At 44.1% G+C, this 25,867-nt stretch carries 22 protein-coding genes; 18 read left to right on the forward strand and 4 right to left on the reverse strand.

From position 1 onward, the window contains the following. Positions 1 to 23 precede the first annotated feature (23 nt). The 4 genes from ACBP55_RS08270 to ACBP55_RS08285 all read left to right on the forward strand — a co-directional run bounded on the left by ACBP55_RS08270 (position 24) and on the right by ACBP55_RS08285 (position 4,734). The gene (locus ACBP55_RS08270) at positions 24 to 920 is read left to right on the forward strand and encodes a carbohydrate ABC transporter permease (RefSeq protein ID WP_464650843.1); all 897 of its coding nucleotides are present in this window, start codon (positions 24 to 26) and stop codon (positions 918 to 920) included. Positions 921 to 972: 52 nt separating this feature from the next. Continuing rightward, positions 973 to 2,625, forward strand: coding sequence for an ABC transporter substrate-binding protein (locus ACBP55_RS08275; RefSeq protein ID WP_464650844.1), 1,653 nt, complete (start codon positions 973 to 975; stop codon positions 2,623 to 2,625). A gap of 110 nt (positions 2,626 to 2,735) precedes the next feature. After that, positions 2,736 to 3,746: a zinc-dependent alcohol dehydrogenase gene (locus ACBP55_RS08280; RefSeq protein WP_464650845.1), complete on the forward strand. Its 1,011-nt coding sequence runs from the start codon at positions 2,736 to 2,738 to the stop codon at positions 3,744 to 3,746. A 112-nt stretch (positions 3,747 to 3,858) separates the two neighbouring features. Next, positions 3,859 to 4,734 carry a helix-turn-helix domain-containing protein gene (locus ACBP55_RS08285; RefSeq protein WP_464650846.1) on the forward strand — a complete coding sequence of 292 codons (876 nt, stop codon included), beginning with the start codon at positions 3,859 to 3,861 and terminating at the stop codon, positions 4,732 to 4,734. 54 nt (positions 4,735 to 4,788) lie between these two features. Here ACBP55_RS08285 and ACBP55_RS08290 read toward each other — a convergent pair whose 3' ends face one another. Next, complete coding sequence (locus tag ACBP55_RS08290; RefSeq protein WP_464650847.1) at positions 4,789 to 5,895, reverse strand: glycoside hydrolase family 172 protein; 1,107 nt, start codon at positions 5,893 to 5,895, stop codon at positions 4,789 to 4,791. A 128-nt stretch (positions 5,896 to 6,023) separates the two neighbouring features. On the opposite strand from ACBP55_RS08290, the gene ACBP55_RS08295 reads away from it, so the two are divergent. After that, the gene (locus tag ACBP55_RS08295; protein ID WP_464650848.1) at positions 6,024 to 6,911 is read left to right on the forward strand and encodes a helix-turn-helix domain-containing protein; all 888 of its coding nucleotides are present in this window, start codon (positions 6,024 to 6,026) and stop codon (positions 6,909 to 6,911) included. Positions 6,912 to 6,934: 23 nt separating this feature from the next. Here the strand turns inward: ACBP55_RS08295 and corA are convergent, their stop codons facing one another. Continuing rightward, on the reverse strand, positions 6,935 to 7,882 hold the full coding sequence (corA, locus tag ACBP55_RS08300) for a magnesium/cobalt transporter CorA (RefSeq protein WP_464650849.1): 948 nt from the start codon (positions 7,880 to 7,882) through the stop codon (positions 6,935 to 6,937). A gap of 121 nt (positions 7,883 to 8,003) precedes the next feature. Beyond that, positions 8,004 to 9,275: an erythromycin esterase family protein gene (locus ACBP55_RS08305; protein WP_464650850.1), complete on the reverse strand. Its 1,272-nt coding sequence runs from the start codon at positions 9,273 to 9,275 to the stop codon at positions 8,004 to 8,006. Positions 9,276 to 9,539: 264 nt separating this feature from the next. Between ACBP55_RS08305 and ACBP55_RS08310 the strand changes: the two genes are divergently transcribed. The 10 genes from ACBP55_RS08310 to ACBP55_RS08355 all read left to right on the forward strand — a co-directional run bounded on the left by ACBP55_RS08310 (position 9,540) and on the right by ACBP55_RS08355 (position 20,386). Next, positions 9,540 to 10,085: a GNAT family N-acetyltransferase gene (locus tag ACBP55_RS08310; protein ID WP_464650851.1), complete on the forward strand. Its 546-nt coding sequence runs from the start codon at positions 9,540 to 9,542 to the stop codon at positions 10,083 to 10,085. Positions 10,086 to 10,307: 222 nt separating this feature from the next. Beyond that, positions 10,308 to 10,802, forward strand: coding sequence for a CYTH domain-containing protein (locus ACBP55_RS08315; RefSeq protein WP_464650852.1), 495 nt, complete (start codon positions 10,308 to 10,310; stop codon positions 10,800 to 10,802). A gap of 267 nt (positions 10,803 to 11,069) precedes the next feature. Then, positions 11,070 to 11,474 (forward strand): hypothetical protein, encoded by a 405-nt coding sequence (locus ACBP55_RS08320; protein WP_464650853.1) that lies wholly within the window; start codon positions 11,070 to 11,072, stop codon positions 11,472 to 11,474. 319 nt (positions 11,475 to 11,793) lie between these two features. Then, positions 11,794 to 12,504 (forward strand): response regulator transcription factor, encoded by a 711-nt coding sequence (locus ACBP55_RS08325; protein WP_464650854.1) that lies wholly within the window; start codon positions 11,794 to 11,796, stop codon positions 12,502 to 12,504. Positions 12,505 to 12,535: 31 nt separating this feature from the next. Beyond that, positions 12,536 to 15,787, forward strand: coding sequence for a response regulator (locus ACBP55_RS08330; RefSeq protein WP_464650855.1), 3,252 nt, complete (start codon positions 12,536 to 12,538; stop codon positions 15,785 to 15,787). Positions 15,788 to 15,922: 135 nt separating this feature from the next. Next, positions 15,923 to 16,666: a phytanoyl-CoA dioxygenase family protein gene (locus ACBP55_RS08335; RefSeq protein ID WP_464650856.1), complete on the forward strand. Its 744-nt coding sequence runs from the start codon at positions 15,923 to 15,925 to the stop codon at positions 16,664 to 16,666. A gap of 555 nt (positions 16,667 to 17,221) precedes the next feature. Next, entirely contained in the window at positions 17,222 to 17,467 is a 246-nt protein-coding gene (locus tag ACBP55_RS08340) for a hypothetical protein (RefSeq protein WP_464650857.1), read from the forward strand. A 154-nt stretch (positions 17,468 to 17,621) separates the two neighbouring features. Beyond that, a complete protein-coding gene (locus ACBP55_RS08345; protein WP_464650858.1) occupies positions 17,622 to 19,130 on the forward strand; it encodes an amidase family protein in 1,509 nt (502 codons plus the stop codon). A gap of 198 nt (positions 19,131 to 19,328) precedes the next feature. Further along, positions 19,329 to 19,838: a phosphotransferase enzyme family protein gene (locus ACBP55_RS08350; RefSeq protein WP_464650859.1), complete on the forward strand. Its 510-nt coding sequence runs from the start codon at positions 19,329 to 19,331 to the stop codon at positions 19,836 to 19,838. A gap of 35 nt (positions 19,839 to 19,873) precedes the next feature. Further along, complete coding sequence (locus tag ACBP55_RS08355; protein ID WP_464650860.1) at positions 19,874 to 20,386, forward strand: N-acetyltransferase family protein; 513 nt, start codon at positions 19,874 to 19,876, stop codon at positions 20,384 to 20,386. Between the two features lie 4 nt (positions 20,387 to 20,390). Here ACBP55_RS08355 and ACBP55_RS08360 read toward each other — a convergent pair whose 3' ends face one another. Continuing rightward, positions 20,391 to 21,437 (reverse strand): ParB/RepB/Spo0J family partition protein, encoded by a 1,047-nt coding sequence (locus tag ACBP55_RS08360; protein WP_464650861.1) that lies wholly within the window; start codon positions 21,435 to 21,437, stop codon positions 20,391 to 20,393. Positions 21,438 to 21,535: 98 nt separating this feature from the next. Here ACBP55_RS08360 and ACBP55_RS08365 point away from each other — a divergent pair, with 98 nt between their 5' ends. From ACBP55_RS08365 to ACBP55_RS08375, 3 genes are all read left to right on the forward strand, one after another. Next, on the forward strand, positions 21,536 to 22,075 hold the full coding sequence (locus tag ACBP55_RS08365; RefSeq protein ID WP_464650862.1) for a GNAT family N-acetyltransferase: 540 nt from the start codon (positions 21,536 to 21,538) through the stop codon (positions 22,073 to 22,075). Between the two features lie 5 nt (positions 22,076 to 22,080). Further along, positions 22,081 to 23,349, forward strand: coding sequence for an MFS transporter (locus ACBP55_RS08370; protein ID WP_464650863.1), 1,269 nt, complete (start codon positions 22,081 to 22,083; stop codon positions 23,347 to 23,349). A 188-nt stretch (positions 23,350 to 23,537) separates the two neighbouring features. Beyond that, positions 23,538 to 25,850: a bifunctional diguanylate cyclase/phosphodiesterase gene (locus tag ACBP55_RS08375; RefSeq protein WP_464650864.1), complete on the forward strand. Its 2,313-nt coding sequence runs from the start codon at positions 23,538 to 23,540 to the stop codon at positions 25,848 to 25,850. Positions 25,851 to 25,867 lie beyond the last annotated feature (17 nt).

The raw sequence follows: 25,867 nt of genomic DNA on the forward strand, positions 1-25,867 counted from the left end.
GCGGATAGAGGGAGGAAGTCATCATGGAGCATGCTAATATTCGGGAAGCCAGCAATGACCGTTGGTTTAACGTGATCAATTACACGGTGCTTACCTTATTCCTAATTATTGTGATGTATCCGCTAGTGTTTATTGTAAGCGCATCCTTCAGCAGCCCAGACGCGGTCATCTCGGGGAAGGTGTGGCTGTGGCCGGTCCAACCTACACTCGACGGTTATGCGGCTGTATTTAAACATAAGCTGATTTGGAGCTCGTTTCGAAATTCCATCATTTATACGGTTCTGGGTACAGCCATCAATGTCGCACTTACGATTATGGCCGCTTATCCGCTTGCACGCAGAGACTTGTATGGGAAAAATGCCGTCATGCTCTTGCTGGTGTTCACCACCATGTTTTCAGGCGGGCTCATTCCTAGCTACCTTTTGGTCAAAGATCTCGGCATGCTCAATACGATCTGGTCGATGATTTTGCCAGGGGCGTTGAGTGTATTCAATGTCATTATTACGAGAACCTATTTCAAAACGACGATACCGGAAGAACTGCTGGAGGCCGCTCAGCTGGACGGCTGTAACGACTTCAAGTTTGTATGGAATGTCGTGATTCCGCTCTCCGGTCCGATCATTGCTGTCATTACCCTGTATTCGGCGGTAGGCTATTGGAATCAATATTTCAATGCGTTGATCTATTTAAAGCAGCCGAGCCTTTATCCACTCCAACTTGTGCTTAGGGATATACTCGTTCAAAATGAGGTGGATCCCGCCATGCTGTCCGACCTGGGACAGGAAGCGAATCGGGAGGGCTTACGGGCACTGCTTAAATACTCTCTGATTGTCGTATCATCGCTGCCGCTCATGATGATTTACCCTTTTGTACAGAAGCATTTTGTTAAGGGGGTCATGATCGGTTCGTTGAAAGGTTAATCATTCAAAGGATATTTTTCTAACGAAAAATGCTAGGGAGGGTTCTTTTAAGATGAAAAAATGGATGGTAGTAAGCTTAGGGTTAGCCTTGTGTACAGTCTCGGTATTAAGCGGTTGTTCAGATAAGGAAGCAGCGAAAACAGATGCGACTCCTAAAGTAGCAGAGGAGCGGGTGACTGCAGAGGGGCAATTACCCATCACGAATGAAAAAACGACCTTAAAAGTGCTTGTAAAGGGAAGCGCCTTTGTTGAAGACTTTGCAACGAATGAGTACACGAAGTACCTAGAGGGGAAGACGAACATTCATATTGTATGGGATGTTGCCCCGGAGAAATCGGCGGTGGAAAAGCTTAATTTGGTGCTTGGAAGCGGAGATTTGCCGGATGTGATCATGGGCTTTGACGTTAGCCCTACACAACAGCTGATCTACGGTAGTCAAGGGGATTTCCTCGATCTCACACCTTATATCGCAAAATATGGCGTCGAGACCAAAAAGATGTTTGAGCAGGTTGATGGAGTGAAAGATGCCATTACGGCGCCAGGCGGTAAAATATATGGGCTGCCGCTTGTGAACGAGTGTTTCCACTGTTCGATGGGACAAAAAATGTGGATTTACAAGCCATGGCTGGATAAACTGGGGCTTGCTGTGCCAACAACGACGGATGAGCTGTACAAGGTGCTAAAGGAGTTTAAAACGAAAGATCCGAACGGCAACGGAAAAGCCGATGAGATTCCACTTGCAGGTGCAGCGGTGGGACCGGCAGTCAATATCGATTCGTTTCTTATGAATGCTTTTATAATAAATACGAACAATACCAACCGTTTGTTCCTTAACAATGGCAAGGTCGATGTGCCGTATAACAAGCCGGAATGGCAAGAGGGCCTGAAGTACCTGAACAAGCTGTATGCCGAGGGTTTGATCGCACCGCAGTCTTTCACACAGGATCGGGATCAGGCGAAGCAGATGGGAGAAAATCCCAATATTAATATATTGGGTGCGGCGATAGCCCAGCATAACGGGACGTTTACAGCCTTCAATGGACCGAGCGGAAGATGGCTTGAGGTGACCGCTGTTCCAGTGCTCAAAGGGCCAAAAGGCTTGCAAGTTGCACCGTATACCAATAGCGTTTCTCAAGGGCGTTACGTCATTACGAAAGCGAGTAAAAATCCAGAAGCCGCCTTCCGTCTGGCGGATCTGATGTACAATCAGGAGATGACACTGCGCAACACAGAAGGACGTCCGGATATAGAATGGAAATATGCGGCTCAAGGCGAGATCGGCATCAATGGCAAGCAGGCCATCTGGAAATATACCGACGCCAAGCTGCCTAATGTACAGAATGTGAAATGGGCTCAAACCGGACCATCACTTAGAACGAACGATTTCCGCTTAGGCTTGCTCGCCGATCCGAAAAATCCATTGGAAGTTATTTTGTACAATGAAACCAAAAACAAATACGAGCCGTACAAGCAGAAACTGGATACTGTCCTGCCACAGCTGTTCTTCACGAACGAGCAGGCAATGGAGCTAGCCGATCTCGAGAAGACGATTACGGATCATGTCAAAGAGATGACCGCACGTTTCATCATCGGGGATGCGAATCTGGAGAAAGAATGGGATGGCTACCTGAAAAATTTGGACAATATGAACCTGAAGCGTTATCTGGAGATTTATCAAGCTGCCTATAATGCGAAGAAGAAGTAGATAATCCCTTCCATCGTTGTTTTCGATAAAAAATCATTTCTTACGTCAAAGACGTCTCCAGTAAAAACATTTATATTGAAAATGAGTTCAATACAAAGGAGTGCGTTGCGATGAAGAATAGGAAGGTAATGTTTCTCGGTCCGTGGCAGGTTGAGACGGTGGAAGAGAAGTTCTCCCCACAGATTGGCGAGCAGGAAGTTCTGGTCAAGAAGCTTTATACATTAATTAGCCCGGGAACTGAATTGGCCATGCTGTCGGGGAACGAATCTTGGTTTCCGATGCCGGGTATTCCAGGCTATGCAGCTGTAAGTGAGATCGTGGAAGCAGGGGCGGGAGTAACGGGGTTTAATTCCGGTGATATTGTTTTTCATTATGGGAATCACACGCATTATGAGGTTGTTTCGATTAGAGGGACTTTTCTTAAAGTTCCAGAGAATTTGGATTTGAAATGGGTTCCGTTTACTCGTATGGCCACTGTCGCGACGACTGCAATTCGTGTTTCGAATATTGAGTTCGGAGATTATGTAAGCGTAACGGGGCTTGGACTCATAGGAAATATGGCAGCTCAGCTGGCGCAATTACAGGGTGCTGCTGTGATTGGTCTTGATTTATCGGAGGAACGGATTCGAATTGCCGAGCAATGCGGTGTCATTCATACCATTAGAGGTGGAGAAGTCAGCGTGCATGAACAGATTGCCGAATTCACTCTTGGAAAGGGAGTTTCAACCCATATCGAGGCTACAGGGGTGCCTCAAGTGGCCGTCCAAAGTCTCGAGTGGATCGCCAAATTGGGTGAGATCATTTTCCTTGGCAGTCCTCGAGGTGAATATAACACGGATGTAACTGAAATTCTGAACTACTGCCATTTATATGGACGAGGCTGTATTACATTCAAGGGAGCGCACGAATGGCGGTATCCAACGGAACCTAATGAGTTTGTCAAACATTCTTTGGTTAGAAACTCAAACATCGTATTCGAGCTGATGAAGCAGAAACGGCTGCAGGTCGAACCTTTAATCAGCCATGTGCTGAAGCCGGAGGAAGCGAAGAAAGCTTATGAGGGTCTCCGATTGCATAAGGATCAGTATAGCGGTGTTTTATTTGATTGGAGTGAGACATAAGTCGTAAGAGAAAAGTCCGTGTCACGTTGAGAGATGGAAAAAATGAATACGCTTCAGTTATACTTAAGAAATAATGCAGTCGGTCATCAATCATTCCGCGGGAGGGAAGTACATGGAGACTTGGATGAACAGCATCTCGCCTTTCGTCAGAATGGTCAAAATTCATAAATCCTTCTCTCTGGCGGGTGAATGGATGGATTATGACCATGTATATACCTATATCGAGCAAGGGGAAGCTGAGTTTTTTTTGGACGGGGTCAAATATCAGGTGAAGGAAGGAGACATTCTCCTTATGCCTCCCTTCATGGCGCATATTATTCGCTCAACGTCTGAAGTGCCATTGATTCAATATATCTTTCATTTTGACTTGTATTATGACGAAGTACGAAGCTCTTGGATGGACCAAGCGATGACAGAAGAGCATAAAGCAATTTCAAACAAGGAGATGCAGCTAGCATCTACCATCCCTATTTCTCACCTGCAGCTGCCACGGATCGAGTTAAAGAAAAGATTCCTGATCATGCAGAAGGAGTTTCTGGATAAGAAATCGGGTTATTCGTTGATTCTTAAGGGGATTTGTTTGGAATTATTAGTTCTTTTTATGAAAGGGCAAGTGGGCCATAATGATATAGAAGGTAAAATGACAAAGGGTTGGGTGTTGATTGAAAACACGATCAAATTCATTAATGAAAGATATGGGGACCCGGAACTTGATAATCATACGATAAGTAAACATGTCGGAATTTCGACCAATCATTTATCGTTTTTATTTAAAGATCAGCTTGGCATTACGATTCATAAATATTTGACCCATATTCGAATCGAGCAATCGAAAATAAGAATGATCGAAGGGAAGCAAACGTTAACCGCTATTGCTGAGCAGGTGGGCTTTTCAAGCATTTATTTATTCAGCCGCTCTTTCAAGGCTACGGTTGGCGTAAAACCCAGTATGTTTATGGCGATGAATTCTCAGCCAACCATTTCTTAGAATAAGATCATACTCATATGATGAGCTGGGCGCGCAAAGAGGTTGGCTTATTCACTATCGCGGCCATCTCCGATGAACGGGAAGCAATATGGGGAAATCCGCGTGAGGCTCCATCTGATACCAATAGGCAACGGAAGCAACATCGTCGGTTCGTTCGAAAAGCTCTCTGCTGTTATGTCCAATCTGTTGAATCGTGACACTCAGATCGCTCTCGAAATGGATGGGGTCTGGAAGATGCCAACGATACAGTCCATGCATGGGCACGGAATCTTCGCCGAACTTCTCTTTGAGGGTCGTATCCGATTTGGAATAGAACGGGTATCCCAGATAGGGGGTGCTGTAGGGCACCTCGACAGGGATCCCGTTTTCTTTTTCATAAAAGCACCAAGCTCCGCCGAAATAGTCCTCCGTCCCCGTCCCGCAGAGGGTTGGCCATTCTTCATCTCCGTCCAAATAAAATTTAATTTCCCCTTCACCCCACCAATAGCGCTCTAATGCTGCCCATGCCAAATAGGTGCCGACATATTTTCCTTTGCCCTTGACTCCGTCCAGAATCGTGTAATCTTTGCCTTCCGTTGTTATATTCTCTCTTCGCCATTGGGCGTGAAAGTAAGCTGTATTCTCTGGGAGCGAATCGACGAGCTCATAATGAAATTGATAGAAGAAGCCGTGAATATCCTCGGCGTGTTGATTCTCGATCGTAATTTTGGCTGATTGCCGGAAAGGCATGGGGAAGTAGCAGTTCATACCACCTGTGGGATTCACGACGATCGGCTGCGAATTCACCTTGCAGCGTTCACCGAACCCGTTGCAGAAGAAATCGCCAAGCGGCACCTCAACAGAAGGCGAGGTTTCATCGTCCCAGTAGATGCGGAGCACTAAATCTCTAAGGACAAAATTCCCCTTGGAAGTAGCGTTCGTACAAGTGATCCAGAAGTGCTGCAGGATGCCAGTTCCTTGAATATCGGCCAGAACGACCGTTTCTCCTTGAGGTAAAGTGATGCACGGCCTGCCTTTGCGGGCAATACCTAAATTGCTTGCAGCTTTCGCTCCTTGTCCCTTCTCTCCGGTCGGATTCTCTGCTGTGATCCAGCGGGTTCGGCCTTGTGTCAGGAATGGAGCTGCAGAGAGTTCATGGATAAAGCCTTGATTTTGCGACATAGGAACATCCACCTTTATCAATATAGTTATGCGAACTTGAAAACATTATATAATGAAGGTAAGCGCGTTCATTTAGCCAAAGTTAATTAAAATTTAACTATTATTGCTGAAAAGGAAGGATTCTTTCTGTGAGCTTTCAAACTGTCTCCCCTTATGTTCGGATTGCGATGGATAGTATCATACAATCTCCTTGGATGTTAAAAGAAAGAATGATTTGGGACTACGAGCTATTATATCTAATGGAGGGGCGGGCTGACATAACGATCGAGGACAAGATCTATGAAGGCAGACCGGGTGACTTGTTTCTGTTAAAGCCTGGACAGAGGCACTCCATCCAGATCGTAGGTGATAAGCCGATTCGGCAGCCGCACGTGCATTTTGATTTGTTCCAGCAGGCGGACAGCGGGGATGTGAAGGTATCGTTCAAAATGCTGCAAGATATGGATGACACAGAGCGAAGCTGGTTTCGCAAGGATGAACTGTCGGGCGAGCTCGTTGATCTCCCGAATTATATTCGATTAAGGGAGCCGAGTCGCGTGGAACAGCAGCTTTTTGGGATCATCTATGAATTTGAAGCGAAGCTCCCATTGTACGAATGGCGTCTAAAGGGCAGTCTGCTGGAGTTAATTACTTCTGTAGTAAGGGAGCATGCTTGGAACGGACGATTATTTGAAAATAGTCTCCACCAAGAACTGTTATTGGATATTGAGCGGTACATCGCGGCTCACGTTCACCGTGAGTTGAAATTGGATGAGCTATCGGAGCGATTCCATATCAGTAAATATTATTTGATCCATTTATTTAATAAAGTATTTGATGTAAGTCCAATTCAATATCATCAGAGAATCCGGCTGGAGCGTGCCAAGAATATGATCAGGCATACCTTAATGCCGCTTCAAGAAATCGCAGATCAATTAGGATTTTCCGGTATTCATGCATTCAGTCGAGCTTTTAAGAAGAAGGCGGGGGTTTCGCCAGCTGGCTTTAGGAAGGAATTCCGAAATGAGCCTCGTTAAAATTAGGAAGGTAGGAAGGTCTTTTATTTAAACCAGCCTTTTTTCCAAAACCAAGCGAACATGCCGAATCCAATCCCGAACATGATCACGAGAATGGCAAAATAACCCCCGTGCCATTTCAGTTCAGGCATATAAGCGAAATTCATTCCATAAAGACCAGCAATGAACGTTAACGGCATGAAGATCGTCGTGATTACGGTCAACGTTTTCATGATGGCATTCATTCGGTTTGAATTCAGAGAGATATAGCTATCCCTCATATCCGCCGTCATGTCGCGGTTTGAATCAATCATTTCAGACAGCTTGAGCAGATGATCATGAATATCCGTGAAAAAGACGAGCTGTTCGCGAAGCTCGACTCGATCTGTATTGATGACCCTGTACAGCAAGTCACGCATGGGCACGATAGTACGACGCAATTTCAACAATTTGGCCCGAATACCAAAAATATGTTTCATTAAGACTTCAATGGATTCTGCGTCAAAATTGTTCTCGATATCATCCAATTGATCTTCGATTTGGTAGACACTTGGGAAATATTGATCCACCAAATTATCAAGAATTAAATACGCCACATAAATATGACCTTCATTCCGCAAATGTTCTTGTTCTAAAATTCGGCTCCAAGCATCCTCAATTTCTCTGGATTCATGCAAATGAAAGGTCACAATGAAATTGCTTCCCAGAAACATGTCCACTTCTTCAGCATCCAGAGTTAAAGCATTAATCCCATGCATCACAAAAAAGTGAACGTCCTCATAGTGATCCATCTTCGGTCGTTGCAGTAAGAAAAAGCAGTCCTCTATGGCCAGCGGGTGAAAGTGGAAATGATCCTTCAGATGCAGCGCTTCCTCCTCGCTGGGATTATGAAAGTCAACCCAATACCACTTAATGTTCGGGCCTAGAAGTTCCTCGAAGGGGACATTATGGAGCACCTTGAAGTCCATAGTCATAGCAAGGGAACGAATCATTATTATAACTCCTTGGCTTTTATTTTAACTGTTTAATTTTGTACAACATTTTTAAATGTATAGGACCTGAGCTGATATCGACTCTGATATAACGTGTGATGCAGGGAGTGCTTGTGCGAAATCACACAAGCACTTTGTTTATGGTTAGCGGATGAAGCGCATGGCTTTCATCCACATGCACGAAGGCGTCGTACCGCCGAGCCATAAGAGAGGGAACGTAATTCCCTCTCTCATGGCCAGGGCGGTACACGACCCCGATGGCACGGTGCCCCAGCACCTCGTGCCCGAGAACGGGATCCTCCTTGCGCAGCAGGAGGATCTGATCATGCGCGCCGGCGCGATGCATGAGCTCCTCCCAGCTGCCCGGCTGGGCAGCTGGCACTTGCATCGTCGCCATCGGCGCGCCCCAAGATGTCGCGGCGATGACCGTGCCGCGGTAAGTGCCGAAGCCGATGGCGAACACATCGGCTTCGCCGTGCGCTTCGCGCACGAGCTGGCCGACGTTCACCATGCCGTCGGCCATCATATCTGTGGCACGCGCGTCGCCGACGTGCGTGTTGTGCTCCCAGACGATGACCTTGGCGTCTGGGCCGTGGTGGTCGGCGAGGCGGCGCAGCGCGCTGGCCATGTGTCGGTCGCGGACGTTCCACGATTCCGCGTCGTGACGAACCATGGTGCGGTAGTAATCCTCAGCGTTCACAGCAACAAGCGCGTTCAATTCCGCGCTAAGAGCTGCTTCGCTGTCTTCTTCGTACCGCACGCGTTTCGCGTGAAGCGCTTGAAGCAGCTTCACAACCTCATCTTGGCAGCTTTCGCCGTAAAAAGCCGCCGAAACCCCATAATTTTGCCCCTCCTTCTCATAAGAGTCGAAGCACTCAAAAGCCTTCCGTGCTAGAGCTAGCTGCTCGGGTGTGCCTTTTTCCTGTAAATAACGTTCGATTTCTTCTAGTGACTCCCATAAACTATAGACGTCCAGACCGTAAAACCCAACGCGCTCTTCCATCGGCTTATCTGCATTGTGTTGGTTGAGCCACTCCATCAACGCCCCAACCTCCTCATTCGCCCACATCCAAGTCGGCCAGCGATTAAATGTTTCCATGACCTCGCGGGAGCTCGGCTTTGCATCCTTGTAATGCTTCACATAACGGTTAACTTCATAACATGATGGCCAGTCGCCCTCGACAGCAATAAAAGAAAAACCTTTCTTTTCAATCAATTTACGGCTTAGCTCCATGCGCAGCTTATAAAATTCCGATGTACCATGCGTTGCCTCACCGAGTAAAACGTACTTCTTGTTTCCGATAGCCTCAACCAATACATCCAAATCTTCGGAGGTGCTCAGCCGCACAGCTTGCTGTCTAATCTGTTCTACAATGGCGTCTTCAACTTTCACATGTTTGACTCCTATTCCTAAAGATTTACATTCTGTAGTATGTACAAAAGTGGGTACAAAAAAAGCGATTCGAATGGATTCGCTTTTTTGTAACACAATTGGAACATTCCTGTTACAGTTCTATAACATATTGGGTGTATTATAATAAACAAGACCCCCCTTTTTTAATATAAACTTTGGACCTGGCCCCGTTGGCTAGGTCCCCTTTTTTTGTCAGGATGCTCGAACCCAATCTTATTCTAGTCGTGAGAGGATGATACCAAAATGATTCGCACAGGAGAACGGTTGTACATTCGCTCCTTTGAAATAGGCGACTCGGAAGCTTTGCTGGCGTTGATGCTGCGCAACCGACAGTTGTTTGAACAAGTGGTGCCAACTCGGTTGGATTCGTTCTACACGCTGGATCACCAAGTCAGCAGCATTGAGCTCTGGCAGCAGGCGGATAAAGAGGGAAGGCGTCATTCATTCGGTATCTTCCTTAAAGGCACCGATGAGCTCATAGGGGATGCCTCCCTTTTCGAAATCATTCGCGGACCGCTGCAGAAAGCGACGCTAGGTTATTGCTTGGATGCAGCGTACAATGGCAAAGGTTATATGACAGAGGCCATCCATCTTGTGTTGGATTACGCTTTCGGAGAGGCGGGACTTCATCGGATCGAAACTGGGGCTATGCCGCATAACACTGGATCTATTCGGGTGTTGGAGAAGGTTGGTTTCCGTCAAGAGGGCTTAGCTAGGGAAAATGTGAAGATTCAAGGCGTTTGGCGGGACCATGTCATGTTTGCTATATTGGAAAGCGACACTCGCTAATCAAATAGAGACCCAGCCCCTTCGACTATGAGAGGGATGGAAAGGAGAGCTCCCTTTTGGGAGTTTTTTTCAGTAGATAAGAAAGTGTAAGTTTTATACTTTTGCTACACATCTACCTTGACAAACGCACTCGTCCCAGTGGGACGACGGAGTCGTTTATCCTTGTGATAGTGTGGTAAAATGGTGATGAGAACATGATTAGTTTGGAGAGGGGCCACATCAATGAGTGCCGAAATTGAAAGAAAGTTCCTATTACCCGCATTTCCTGCGGCTGAACTGGATAATAATGAAATCACGCTAGTTTCAAAGCAGTATATCTATCAAACGTATTTGGCCTTCTCGGAGGATCAAGAAATCAGAGTGCGCCAGCTGGTCGATCGTTCAGGTTTGTCGCATTTTACACATACGTTCAAATCGGGGCATGGTATGGTTCGAGAAGAGATTGAATATAACATATCGGAGCCTGTATATAAGCAATTGCTTGAACGTACCGGGTTAATTCCACTAGAGAAGATTCGTACCACGGTTGAAGTTCAAGGGCTCCATTTTGAAATTGATGAGTATAAACAAGTGGATCTCACGGTTGTCGAAGTCGAGTTTCCAGATGTTGAAGCTGCGCGGCTCTTTAAAGTACCATCTTGGTTTGGGAGAGAGTTAGGGGCGGAGGAAGAATTCCGTAATAAGTCAATGTGGGTAAAGCTGCAGACAGCACGATAAACGAAGTAGTTTTAGATTTCCTTACAATTAGTTAATAATCTTCATCAGGATAACCTAGATAAAGGCCGAGTTTATGACCCAAGTGCGGTCAGCGCTTGGTCTTTTCGCTTTTTTCAGAAGAGTTAAAGTGTTAGATTCGTTAGCGAACTATTAGGAAAAATAATGTTTAGCTAAGATTTAAAATAGATGTTTAACAACAATTACAAAGTATGATGGATGTACAGAAATGAAAGCTAACATTTTCAGGAATTGCGAGGGAGGCCACCAATGAACCTGATACATTATTACCGCCAGCAGTTTCTCGAATTAATTTCTCAGTTTGAGCCTAATTGGGAAGAGGATCGTCATTATAGATTTGGATTTCGTTGGAATACGTATGCGAAGTCTTCTTTTAAAGAATTTTTTCAAATGACTCAGTTTCCGAGTGAACCCTTGTACTTAGTGTATGCGATAGAGTTTCCTGAAAAATACAAAAAGACGAATATTAGTGAAGTAGTCAAAAACGCTTCCTCTTCGTATGAACTGTCCTTATATTTGTTCTCGGATAAGATTCTTTTATCCTCATGTGTTTCTATAGAAAGCCTGCAGCAGACAACATTAGGTTATGTCAATCAAGCACGAGGGGAAATCATTGATCTTGTTTTCTCTGCGATTCAGATGCGTGTCACTTAACTGGTATTATGCAGAAATCATCTATCGGGTAGAGAACGAAGACGATTTAAAGATTCTGCAGGAATTCAATTGTGACACCGTACAGGGGTATTTATTTAGCTGCCCGGTAGAAGCAATTGAAGTACCAGAGATTTTCGATAGATTTGCGTGCAATCGAATTGCGAATACATAAGATTTATCTTAACGCCATGATAGCGATTATCGGATCAGGGGCGTTTTTGTATTTCATATTTTTGGTAAAAAATAGTGTAGACCTGCCATAATTCGACATATTATAATAGGATCATAGAAACGAAATAGGTATAAAGGAGGGATTTTAGTGATTAAGGTGCTTATTATCGAAGACGACATCATTATAGGACAAATGATAAGCATGTATCTTTCGGAAGATCAATTTGAAGTGAAGCAAGCGGTAAATGGACATGACGGATTGAGGGAAATCGTTCAGTTTCAGCCCGATGTAATTTTATTGGATCTCGTTTTGCCCGATTATGAGGGGTTAGAGCTATGCGGGGCTATTAGAGAACTAAGTTCGGTTCCTATTATTGTGATATCCACGAAAACAAACATTAAGGAGAAGGTTGAGGCCTTTAATATTGGGGCTGATGACTATCTTTGTAAGCCGTTTAGCATGCAGGAGTTAAAAGCAAGGATCAAAGCCTCGCTTCGCATGGCGGACATACAAGTTTCTGCTGTCGATGGTTCGGAAGGCACAGAGTCAGAGTCACAATATCCTGACTTTACTCTGGATGTAGAGCGCAGGTTGATTGTGATCAAAGATCAAAAAATTGATATCACCAATTCGGAATTTGAAATTATGAAACGTTTTATTCTCTATCCTGGCAGAGTGTTTAGACGCGATGAGCTCATAGATACTTTATATCGGATGGGCGAAATCGTGAATGACCGCGCCATTGATGTACATATAACGAATCTCCGTCGAAAAATAGAGCAGAATCCAAAGGAGCCTCAGTATATTAAAACTGTCTGGGGTGTCGGTTATAAATTTGTATATCTTCCAGCTATTTAAGGTGTGTAATTAAGCGATGAGGTGAATAGAAGTGCTCAAGGATCTACTGAACAATTTCTCGATATTGGCTGTTTTTATCTTCTTATCTATCGAGATTTTCTATTCACCTCGATTAAAAGCCACACCGAGATGGAAATATCGCCTAATTGTTGGTTTGATGCATGGGATCTATGGTGTCATTCTAACTTTTCTTGGCGTACATGTTACTGAAAGACATATATTGGATTTAAAAGCGATTGCCATTCTGATGGCAACATTCATTGGTGGCGGAATTTCTGGTTTTATTGCCACAATGATTATGATTATTGGCAGGACGCTGATAGATCCTTCTGTTTTCTTTCGAATCTCAACACTAGGACTGCTCATATTTGCGGTAACCGCGCTAACCAATCATTACATCCACAGTTATTGGAGGAAATGGACTTTATTCATTATGTGTCCTATCAGCGTCTTGTTCGTTGATATGGTGTTAATTTATCATATTCCTTTTGCCAGGCTGGTCATTCCAGCTTTACTTCTGCATTTGGGAGGCGGCTTATTCGCAGCAGCGTTAATCCGCTATTTCTTAAGGGCAGAGGAGCTAAGGAGTCAGGTAAGTCATATCCAACAAGAGTTATTGGATATTCTTCGGCTGCAGCCCGGCATCACATTTAAACTTAAAAAAATTCATAATCAATTTATATATTCCATGATTGATGGCCAGTTGTTACGAAATCTTGGACTGCATCCGCAAGATTTAATAGATAAAAATATCCAATCCATCAAAGGTTTTACTACCGAATTCACAACGTTTATCATTGCGAAATTCGAAGAAGCATGGAAAGGGAACAAAGTTGCTTATGAGAATCAAATAAAGGGGAAGATCGCTTTTACAAACTTGCAACCTGTATTTGAAGGTGAGCAGGTGGTCGAGATCATAGGCTCAACGACTGATATTACAGAGAGAATAGCAGCAGAGCGACGTATTCAGGAGAGTGAAGCGCGTTATCGAATCCTCGTTGAGAATTCACAAGAAGGAATTCTTGGGTTTACAAAGGAAGGCGAGATTACCTCTGTTAATCAAATTGTTTCCCTGATGACCCATGTGGCAACTGTTGACATGTTGGGCAAAAAAATAACCGAGTTTCTCCCGGAAGCCGAGCAAATTCGTTGGGATTTCCATTTCCAAGAAGTTATCCGGATTGGTGGTAACGTACGGTTTGAAATGAGTATTCCTTCCTCTAAGGATGCTCAAAGAGATTATTGTATCACGCTTTCGGTCTACCATGATGCGAGTGGTGAAATCGATGGTATTGTCGGTACCATACATGATTTCACAGAGGTCACTATGCGGCATGCGGCCGATCAAGCGAACCAAGCCAAAAGTCAATTTATAGCCAAAATGAGTCACGAAATTAGAACTCCCTTGAACGGTATCATTGGCCTTTCTCAACTTCTCGGGAAAACCTCGCTCTCCGACCATCAAAAGGATTATCTACATAAAATAAAATCTTCATCCCACACACTGCTTGGTATTATTAATGATGTTCTTGACCTTTCCAAAGTAGAAGCGGGAAAACTCGAAGTAGAACGTACCAGCTTTCAATTAGATGAGCTGCTCAAGGATCTCTCCAGCATATTAAGTGTCTTATCCAATAGTCGGCAGATCGAGCTTATTTTTAATACAGCAGCTGAATTGCCCAACCATATTCTCGGAGATCCGCTGAGACTGAAGCAAGTACTGCTTAATCTTTGCAGCAATGCGATCAAATTTACTTCAGAGGGCTATGTGATGCTCCAAATTGAGTTGGAACCACATACGTCCAATGAAGAAATAATGCTTAGCTTTACCGTAGAGGATAGTGGTATAGGCATATCTCCAGATCGGTTAGCCTTTATTTTTGATCCCTTTTCTCAGGCAGATGGATCTACGAGTCGTGAATATGGGGGAACTGGACTGGGGCTTACGATCAGCCAACATTTGATTGGGCTTATGGGTGGGTCTTTAGCAGCTGAAAGTGAAGTGGGCAAAGGAAGCAGATTTACATTTACACTCCCTTTTCAAATCATAGAACTCGCTGATCCAGATGAATGGGATTTAACCAAAGAGCATACGACGTATCACGTATTGCTGGTCGAAGATCATCCCCTGATGCGGAGCAGCTTACGGGACACTTTGGAGTCATTCGCCTTAATTGTTTCGGAGGTGCCTTCCTGGAAAGCTATGTTTGAACATTTGAAGACGTTGGGATCCGATGACGACAAGAACGATTGCATCCTGCTTGATATGGAAATTGAAGATATGTATGGCATAGATACATGGCAGACATTTATCGAGTCGATCCAAAGAGATCAAACACTTGCTGTATGCTTAACTTCCCCGCTAGGCAAAGAAGAAATGTTGAAACTCCCGATAAATGAGAGACCAGATGCTGTCATGGTTAAACCGATTTGCCGTCTAGAGCTCTATCAAACGTTGGAATCCTTGTTTAATCCGCACAACCAAACTCCAAGAAGAGGCAGGCCTTTGCAGGCTAAGTCCTCCAGCGTTAGCAAGAAAGGGCGGATCCTTCTCGTGGAGGATAACGAAATTAATCAACAGGTTGCCAAGGAGTTTCTAGGGGAGCATGGTTTTGAGATCAGGATAGCCGAAAATGGCCAGGAAGCCATTGAAAAACTGATAATCGACGACGAATACGATTTGATTTTGATGGATATTCACATGCCGGTCATGGACGGCGTTGAAGCGACAGCGCACATTCGGCAGATCCCCAACTATATGAATATCCCCATCATCGGACTGACGGCCAACGTGGTTAAGCAGGATCATGAAGATTATATTCGTTACGGCATGAATGACGTCATTAGTAAGCCTTTTGATATCAAACGTCTCTTTAGTGTGATTAATAAATGGATAGAACTACCTACTTCAATAGAGGCTAGTCAGACGAAAGCAAACGATTTTTATAAGCAAATTGAAGCGATAGATTGGCAAGCTGCACTTGCCCGTCTAGAAGGAAAAGAAAGTATTCTAATCGTCATGCTTCAGTTGTTCAAGAAAAATTATACAACTTTTGTCGAGCAGCTAATGCTGAGTATCCTTGAAGAGGATTGGAAGGCTGTCAAAAGGGCTATCCATACACTTATCGGTGTTGCCGGAAGTATCTCCGCTAATCGGTTACATGAAGCAGCAAGTTATTTGGAACTTGCCATCATGCAAAAAGATGAATTCCATGATCAACTTATCGAAGTGGCGGAGGAAATAAAGCGAATTACCGCATTTATCCCCGATGAAGCTCCTTAGTGAATGGAATTGACTAGATCAATTTCAGATACAAAATTGATAATTTCAGCCATTGTTTGAAAGAGGACCTTGACCGTATGATGAAGGTAAGGAAAGACGTATTACTTTCTCAAACTGGAGAGGGGATTAGCTGCTATGTTTGTTAAGAAACAAGATCTTATGTCACCTATCACGGAAGAGCAGTATGACCAATTTGAAAGAGACGGGTATTTGCTTATTAAGAAAGGCTGCAGCAGCGATCTCATTGATGCATTTAATGGACACATCTATGATATTCGAAACCAAGCGGAAATACCCAAGTGGGCTGCCTGTGAAGAAAGCAAGAAGTTCTCCCTGCGATTGTTTAATCCGCACAAGCATGACAGCTTTTCTCGTCAAATGATGAAGCTTCCCATCATACGAGGTGCGCTGGCTCAATTAATGGGCAGAGAGGCAAACTGTGTGCAAAGCATGTACTTCTACAAGGAACCAGGTTCACCGGGACAGGCCTCGCATCAGGATTACTACTATATCAAAAATGACCCCATGACGATGATAGCTGCTTGGATCGCTTTGGAAGAAGTCGTCGATATCGAAAATGGCTGCCTCTGGGTCATCCCTGGCACACATAAGCTTGGACTGCTGCCTCACGGCGCAGTGAAAAATATTGAAGAGCACGAATCATGGACGGACGAGACAGAAGGCGCAGACCTTAGCAAGCAAATCCCAGTCGAGATGGAGAAAGGGGATATCCTCTTCTTTAGTGAACTGCTTATCCATTCGTCCAATAAGAATCGAAGCAAGGACCGTTGGCGACGTTCCTACGTATGTCATTACATTCGTGAGGATTCGTTTGTAACTCAGAGGGAAGATTTGAGAGAAAAATTTCCGTTGTACTAATGACCTTGTGTCTGATAGGAACGTTGATAACAAGAAGGCTAACTCTTTTTAACAGCCAAGGCTGGAAGGGGTTAGCTTATTTTATTTACACATACACATATATGAGCGTTGGCCATGCAAGGCAAGTATACGGGTACGCTACTCTGTGACGATGAAGGGGAATCTTCAGAATTACCTCCATAGCGATGAAAAACATGCTTAAAACTGAGAAAGTTGCTCATGGTCCACAAATTGATATCTGAGACGATGAAATTCATCGCTAAAGTAATGGGAATCCTCGGAATTACCTCCATAGCGATGAAAAACATGCTTAAAAGCGAGAAAGTTGCTCATGGTCCACAAATTGATATCTGAGACGATGAAATTCATCGTTAAAGTAAGGGGAATCTTCAGAATTACCTCCATAGCGATGAAAAACATGCTTAAAACTGAGAAAGTTGCTCATGGTCCACAAATTGATATCTGAGACGATGAAATTCATCGCTAAAGTAATGGGAATCCTCGGAATTACCTCCATAGCGATGAAAAACATGCTTAAAAGCGAGAAAGTTGCACATGGTCCACAAATTGATATCTGAGACGATGAAATTCATCGTTAAAGTAAGGGGAATCCTCGAAATTACCTCCATAGCGATGAAAAACATGCTTAAAAGCGAGAAGTTGCTCATGGTCCACAAATTGATATCTGAGACGATGATATTCATCGTTAAAGTAAGGGGAATCCTCGGAATTACCTCCATTGCGATGAAAAACATGCTTAAAACTGAGAAAGTTGCTCATGGTCCACAAATTGATATCTGAGACAATGAAATTCATCGCTAAAGTAATCCTCTAAAAGTGAGACGCAATTCAATCAAAAATAACTATAATCAAACTCCCCAACTTACAAATAAAGGAACTTCATACGCTACAGAGAAAAGTGTTAATAGGACTGAAAATAGAAGGAGATCGATGAATGGAAACTGGGCTGGAGAAATGGATCATAGAAGCAGATATTGCAAGTATGCAGCAAGCAATGACTACGGGGAAGGTTACCTCGGAACAATTGGTTCTTTTATATTTAACCCGAATAGAAAAGTACGACTCTGTATTAAATACCATTTTAGAAATAAATCCAGATGCTATAGACATAGCTAAAGATTTAGATAAAGAACGAAAAGTGAAGGGCAGTCGTGGTCCCCTGCATGGTATCCCTATTCTGCTGAAGGATAATATCGATACACACGATCGTATGCATACAAGTGCTGGTTCCATCGCATTAGCGGAATCCTTCGCAGCAGCCGACTCCTTCGTGGCGGCACAGCTTCGAGCGGCAGGGGCTGTGCTGCTGGGTAAAACAAATATGACCGAATGGGCGGGCTTCATGTCAGGTGATATTTGGGCCGGATATAGCTCAAGAGGTGGTCTCACCTTAAATCCTTACGGCCCTGGCGAATTATTCGTAGGCGGTTCAAGCTCAGGCTCAGCAGCGGCCACGGCAGCGAATTTAGCAGCAGCGGCGATTGGAACGGAAACATCGGGCTCTATCATCAGCCCTTCCAGCCAGAATAGCCTAGTCGGCATTAAGCCAACGATTGGATTAGTTAGCCGAACGGGCATTATCCCAATTGCTCATAGTCAGGACACAGCGGGGCCAATAGCAAGAACAGTGAGTGATGCAGCGATTTTACTCGGCGTTTTAACCAATGTGGATGAGCGCGATATTGAGACATTAGCGAGTAAAGGGCGTTCTTTCCAAGACTACACGCCATTCTTAGATGCCAATTATTTGCAGCAAGCAAGAATAGGGATCCCGAGATTTTATTACCAACAATTAGACAAGGCTCGGCTTGAAATTGTAGAGGCGGCTATCGCCGTTTTGATACAAAAGGGTGCTACAATTGTTGATCCGGTAGAGCTTCCGTGCGAACAGATGCACAGGGATGGCAATGTCATGAGGTATGAATTTAAGAAAGACTTGAATGATTATTTAGCCCAATTGCCCAGCACGATTCCCGTTCATTCTTTGGCAGACGTTATTGCCTACAATGAAGCACATGCAGATCAAGCATTGAAATATGGCCAAGGAACCTTAATCTGGTCAGAGGAAACAAGCGGGACACTAACGGAACAAGCCTATTTAGACAGCAAAAAGAGAGATAAAGAGATGTCGCGTGAGCTGGGGATCGATCATGTGTTAGAAAAGCATCATTTGGATGCTCTCCTATTCCTAGGATTTGAGGGCGGGGCAGATCTTGCGGCAAGAGCCGGTTATCCATCCATTACGGTACCGGGAGGGTATGCTGTAACGGGAATTATCGCGCCAGGCGGGTACACAACGAAAGGACCACAAGGGATCACCTTTGTAGGAACGGCTTTTAGCGAACCCACTTTGATAAAAATTGCTTATGGGTTTGAGCAGGCGACGAAACATCGTATTCCACCCGAGTTAGCAACTCTCTCGAATAGAGGCAAAACAAAATGATGAATCTAAGGACGATGGTCGTTGGATTAACTGCTGATCATGTGGCTAAGGCATTCTTGCGGTTATGGGAGCATGAAGAAGGAACATTAGAAGTTTGGCGGGCAAGTTCCAACTTCGTATATCGATTCGAAAATAGAAGGGTTATATATTGGTGTTGTGTTCAGTGACGCGGATGGGGAAAGTTTAGAGTGTGATCAAATGAACGATTCGCAGATGGAGGCGTGGGGGAAATCACTTGGCAGCTTACATATGATGGAGCTGGATAACCTGAGGATTTGGCTTTATTCTTTAAAGCAAACCAAGCCTGATTATGGTCTCATTCATTATGATTTTCAACAGGATAACATTTTCTGGCATACAAGTACGTCGCAATTTCATATTATTGATTTTGATGATGCTATGTATCATTGGTATGCGATGGATATTGTTGCAGTTCTTGCTGACGTGTTGGATAATAAGGAGAGGGATTCCAGCCGTCAGGTAGAATGCTTTTTGAGAGGCTATATGGCGATATGTCCATTAGAGAAGCAAATGATAGATCACTTTCCAAAGTTCCTACGCTACTCTAAGCTCTATAGCTTTTCGAGAATCCTAACAGCTTTGGAGGATAGTGATCTATTAAATACGCCACCATGGTATGCAGGATTGAGATTAAAGCTCATGACAATGAGGGACGAAATGAGACTTGGTTTCAGCAACCCATGGTGACCTACTGATCAGCACCACTTAAGGAGGATTACACCTTGGAAATAAGGCGATTATGGCAACAAGATATACCGCAAGTACAGGCATTAATGATGGACGTGGTGTCACGCCTTCCTTCTGATGCGCTTTATTCGATGGACCGCTTGGAGGTGCTATACGAATATGTTCAAGACAAGGGGGAGATGTATGGCACTTTTCAAGGCGAAAAGCTAGTTGCGTATACGGTTATCGTATTTCCCGGACTAAGTGCCAATAATCTCGGACGTGAGCTTGGAGTGCCGGAAGATGATCTACCAAGAGTTGCTTCTCTGGAAGGATCCATTGTCCATGAATCAGTCAGGGGACAAGGGCTGCAGCGGCATTTTCATACCTTGAGGGAACAGCGCGCGCGGGAACAAGGTATGTTACACCTCTACGCAACCGTACATCCTGACAATGCGATCAGTCGGCGAAACTTAGAAGCAGCAGGCTTCTCACTTCAATTCACCCGCCCGATGTATGGCGGTCTTCTAAGACATTGCTATGCGAAGAAGCTTGAAGTACTAGACTAATAAGTTATTGGGAAACAGCAAGTTCTCTAACCTTTTTCCATGCATCCAAATGCTTTTCCAAATGACCAACTAAGGAATTGAGATCATTCAGAAATTGTTCCCTATCATTCACATCGACGTCAAGAGCATCAACTTGAAAATCACCAGGTGCAGGAATTGCGTTAAGCATTTGCAGTAGTTTGGTTTGAATTGGGTTAGATGTTTGGCTAATTGTTGTATTAGTTGAAGCAGCAGAGAGCCCGCTTTGTAGAGGTATTTCTTTTTCAGAGACTATTTCCTTAGATTTCTCTGCTTTCTCCGCTTTTGTCGGAGCTTTTGCAGCTGCAGGCTTGGCCCGTTCTGCTCGGTTGTTTTGGAAGACGGACCAAGTTTCGACTAGCTCATGACCTGTTTTATAGAGAAGCTTCCCTTTGGTGCTTTCTGAAATATCTTTATCTTTGAACATTCGAGCAATCTTTTTGACATCACTGACAGGCATTTCATCTCTGGCAATAATCAAAGCTAGCGGATCGCGGTGCTCAATCTGTAAATCTTTGATAGGCAGCAGCTGATCCTCGGTCAACTTGTCTTTGCGAATTTCTGTGCCGCTCACGATCAGTTTCTTGACTGAATTACCAAACTTTAACAAATCACATTTGTTTTTGATATAAGTTTCGGGCTTGCCAAGTTTACTAGAAAGATATTTAATAGAAGAACTGAATTTGGAATCATTCATAAGTTTATGGAAGGCCTCGGCTTCCTCAATGGGGGAAAAGCCTTCCCTTGTCAGATTCTCCGCAATCTGTTCTAAATAAATTTCCAACTCATCCGTTACGGTCGATACGATACAGGACATGGTAGGGCGTCCCAGCATTTTGCTAGCTTTGTATCTCCGGTTCCCGTAAATAATTTTGTATCGATTGTCAGCCGTTGTTCTCACTTTAATCGGAGAGAGTAAGCCAATCTCCTCGATGCTTTTCATTAATTCTTGGAGCGCCTCTTCATCAAATTGATATCTAGGCTGATCCGTATCCTCGTCAATTAAATGCATGGGAATTTCATGTATATCCATATTCATTTCTCCATTCGTTCAGGTTGTCCTTGGATTATTATATAACAAAGAACAATATCGTGGTAATGCCATTCATAGTACTAGATCGGAGGCCAATCATGTTTACATGTAAAATAAGTGATGAACTGGATTTAAAGATACTAGAAGTCAGGCATGCAGACGCCTTATTCCACTTAGTCAATCAGAATCGTGCCTATTTAGCGAAATGGTTTCCATGGGTTGAACAAACGACTAAAGTAGAAGATACAAGGGCTTTCATAGAATCGGAACTTAGCCGATTTGCAAAGAACAAGGGCATTTATTGCGGCATCTTTTATCAAAATGAGATCGTAGGTTGTATTAGTCTACACGAAATAGATTGGGTAAATATGAAAACGTCAATTGGATACTGGCTTGCAGAAGGGTATCAGGGGAAAGGCATCATGACGGATTCTTGTAAATGTATAGTGAATTACTCCTTGAAAGAGTTGAAATTAAACCGGATCGAAATCAGAGCTCGAACAGATAACTTCAAGAGCCGCGCAATTCCGGTGAGGTTGAAATTCAAGCATGAAGGAACAATTAGACAGGCCGAGTGCAGTTATAATACTTTTCACGATCATGAGGTTTATGGGATTTTGGCAAATGAATGGGAGTAAATAGCGTGGAAACTTTAACAAAACGACGTACCAAACTGCACTACGGCTGGATTGTTGTCCTGGTAACTTTCTTCACATTGATTGTATCGGCGGGCATACGCTCGGTGCCTAGCATCTTCATGCTTCCCTTTGAAAAAGAGTTCGGTTGGGGCCGCGCGGATGTATCCTCGGTTGTCTCCATTAATATTTTCTTGTATGGTCTGATGGGGCCTTTCTCGGCTGCATTGATGGAGCGTTTTGGTACCCGTCGGGTGGTGCTGATCTCCCTCATTTGCATCGCGGCCAGCCTTTCGCTGACGCCTATGATCACGGCTTTGTGGCAGTTTGATTTGCTTTGGGGGGTCGTGGTGGGGCTTGGAACGGGTTCGCTTGCCAACGTGCTAGGTGTAACGATCGCGAATCGATGGTTCACCAAGAACAAAGGCGTGGTGGTTGGCATTCTGACAGCCAGTGCGGCGACAGGGCAACTGCTGTTTCTGCCGCTTCTCGCTAAAATAACGGTGGACGTCGGTTGGCGCTATGCCATTTATACAGCGATCGCTGTGATTGCGGTGTTAATCCCTGTGGTAGCGATCTGGATGCGCAATCATCCTTATGACATTGGTGCTGCTCCCTTTGGCTCTGATCAAGTCGTCAAGCCTGCCGAATTCAAAGGCAACCTATTTATGACCCCTCTGCTTACGCTGCGAGATGCCAGTAAGAACAAGGCATTCTGGCTGCTTGCTGGGACGTTCTTTTTCTGCGGATTCTCCACGAATGGGTTAATTGGTACGCATCTGATTCCGGCCTGCGGGGATTTTGGCATTCCTGAAGTAACCGCAGCGGGATTGTTGGCGCTCATGGGGATCTTTGATCTGGTCGGGACGACGATGTCCGGTTGGTTGACCGATCGATTTGACGGGCGTTGGCTGCTGTTTTGGTACTACGGGCTTCGCGGAATATCACTGATTTTTCTGCCGGAAGCGCTTGGTTTAGGCTATACGGAGCTTCTAATTTTTGCCGTTTTCTATGGCTTGGATTGGATTGCAACCGTTCCGCCAACCGTGAAGATCGCATCGGATATTTTCGGTAAAGAGAAGGCAGGCATGGTCTTTGGTTGGGTTGTTGTAGCACACCAGTTGGGAGCATCCTTTGCTGCCTATGAAGCAGGTCTGCTAAGAGATTTGCTAGGCAGTTATTCACTGCCATTTCTTATGGCGGGCTTCGTATGTATGATTGCTGCCATCATGGCCGTACGAATTCGACGTACAGGAATTGCGGCTAAAGCGTTGTAAAATCGGACAACATGAAGGACTCAGCCAATCTTGGCTAGGTCCTTCTTATCATTTCAACATCTATTTTTGCAAATTAAAACTAAATTCAATAAAAAGATTGCATCGGAAGGTTTAGAGATGAAATAATAGAGGGTGATGATGTCGAATTGTGACATAAAACTATCATATGACATTAGGAGTAGAGTAGCATGAGAAAGATTCAATACACGATAATAGCTCTAATTTTCGTCATATTAGTTTCATCGTCAGAGTTTGTTCTTACTAAGTATAAGGACTCCTTACTCCATGAGCTTGAAATTACGGAGCATTCCCAATTATCCTCAAGAGCGTTGGCTTTACAATCCGTTATTGATCGTAATTTTAATATGATGGTAAGCCTAGAAGCTTACGTGAATGCGAATTACTTGCAAAACAAAGATGATAAAGAAGTCATGGAATACATTGCTTCTCTTTATCTTGGTGCTCAGGGATCTACGATTAATTTAATTATTGCACCTAATGGAGTTATGAAGTTCGTTTATCCGCTGCAGGGCAACGAAAGTATATATAATTGGGATTTGATGAAGGATCCCCGTGCCAATGTTCAAAAGCAAATTTCAAGAGCGCTGCAAACTAAAAAAATGACAATGGACGGCCCATTTCAATTACTGCAAGGCATTAATGGTTTAGTCGCTCGAAAGCCAATCTATCAAGAAGGCGTTTTTTGGGGCTTCGTATCTGTGGGTGTAAATCTGGATCAACTGCTTGTCGAAGCAGGAATTAAGAATAGAGATACAGGGGAATTACAGATTTCCATCCGAAATCCTGGAGAACCTGCGTTCTATGGTGACGATTCTATTTTTCAAGAAAATCCAATGATAGCCACCATTGAGCATACGGATACCAAATGGGAGCTTGCTGCGCAACCGCAGGCGAGTGCTGTACAGAGTATTAACAGGCAAATCATATTAATACGCATCTCTTTTATGCTTGTACTGCTAATCGGTCTCATTTTTATCCTGTATATTCTTAGACAGCGGGATAAGTTACGCCGAGCCGTAAATGAGCGAACACAAGAGCTGCAGTTTGCAAATGAGGATTTGACTGCTGTGAATGAAGAGCTTTTGGCAGGACAACAGGAACTGCACGATTCAACCAAACGCTTGCTGGAATCCGAACAAATGCTATCCTACATGGCTTATCATGATGTTTTGACAGGGATACATAATCGAGCCCATTTTCAAATGATTTTAAAAGAACAAATTGTACACAATGAAATTAATCGTACATCTCTTGCTATGCTTTTCTTTGATCTAGATAATTTCAAGATGGTCAATGATTCGCATGGTCATCATATGGGTGATCTGATGCTGCAGGAAGTTGCTAATCGTATTGGGCAATCGAACCTTTCCTATCATACATTTGCTAGATTTGGCGGGGACGAGTTTGCCATTCTGCTAGAAGATTGTCCAAATGAGAAGGAGATTCAGGTCTTCTGTGAACAATTAATAGATATCCTAAAACCGCCTTGTTTGTTATTGAATCGCTCTTTTTTCATTAGTGCCAGTATTGGTATCGTGCAGTATCCTTATGGGGGCGTGACTTGGGAGGCATTGCTCAAGAATGCGGATATTGCCATGTACATAGCCAAAAAAGAGAGCGGCAGCTCATACAGCTTCTTTAATCAGCAGATGGCAATGAATTCATTATCAAAGCTGGAGATGGGAAATCATCTGCGTCAGTCGCTTGACCGGAATGAACTCGAAATTGTGTATCAACCGCAGGTAGATTGTTTATTAGGTAAAATTATTGGCGTTGAAGCACTCTTGCGTTGGAAGCATACGACCAAAGGTTATATTTCTCCAGCTGACTTCATTCCACTAGCAGAAGAAATAGGGACCATTGCTAGCATTGGCGAATGGGTGCTGAGAGGTGCTTGCAAGCAGATGAAGGCTTGGCACAGCACGATGGTTGAACCTTTAGCTATTTCTGTCAATCTATCGGTCAAACAGCTGAATGATGAACGTTTTGTTGATAAAGTGAAACAAATTTTAGAGGAAACAGGCTTGGAAGCTAAGTATTTGGAAATGGAAATAACCGAAAATTTCGCCATGCAGGATGAACAGCTGGACGCACTTAGCAAGCTTCGCGGGCTGGGCATTGCGATATCCGTCGACGATTTCGGTACGCATTACTCCTCTCTAAGTTATTTGAAAAGGTTTCCAGTCACTAAGATCAAATTGGATCAATCCTTTGTCCGCGGCGTACAAACGGATGACAAGGACCGTGCGATGATCAAAGCGATTATTTCCGTAGCCAATTCGTTTCAACTGCAAATTATTGCGGAAGGTGTTGAAACGGAAGAACAGGCGGGTTTCTTAGTCGCTAATGGCTGCAGCCAAATTCAAGGCTATTACTTCTACCGGCCTATGACTGCCGAGCAAGTGCTGCCAATGTTGCAGGATTGCTTACAGGATAAACTTGCCTTTCTTGAATCAAATCCATCTGGCCATATTCAATAAATCAAGAGAACAGATTT

The sequence above is a fragment of the Paenibacillus sp. WG02 genome (assembly GCF_055396115.1).